The sequence below is a fragment of the Marinomonas sp. ATLA20 genome, assembly GCF_057180105.1.
Genome location: NZ_JBXUKU010000074.1, coordinates 1 through 209 on the forward strand (window position 1 = coordinate 1; position 209 = coordinate 209).

Sequence of the window (209 nt, forward strand, 5' to 3'; positions counted from 1 at the left end):
CACTGCTTAGTAAGTGGTGGGTGTGGAGAGGTTCGAACTCCCGACATTCGCCTTGTAAGGGCGACGCTCTCCCAACTGAGCTACACACCCGACTCGTAGTTTTACATCTTGTCGAAAGATGGCGGAATGGACGGGACTCGAACCCGCGACCCCCTGCGTGACAGGCAGGTATTCTAACCAACTGAACTACCACTCCAACATGGTCTAGT

General features: G+C 54.1%; 2 tRNA genes. Both read right to left on the reverse strand.

Annotation, left to right across the window (positions count from 1 at the left end):
- Positions 1-14: 14 nt before the first annotated feature.
- A tRNA-Val gene (locus AC2A4J_RS20510) sits at positions 15-90 on the reverse strand.
- A gap of 29 nt (positions 91-119) precedes the next feature.
- Positions 120-196, reverse strand: a tRNA-Asp gene (locus AC2A4J_RS20515).
- Positions 197-209: the final 13 nt, after the last annotated feature.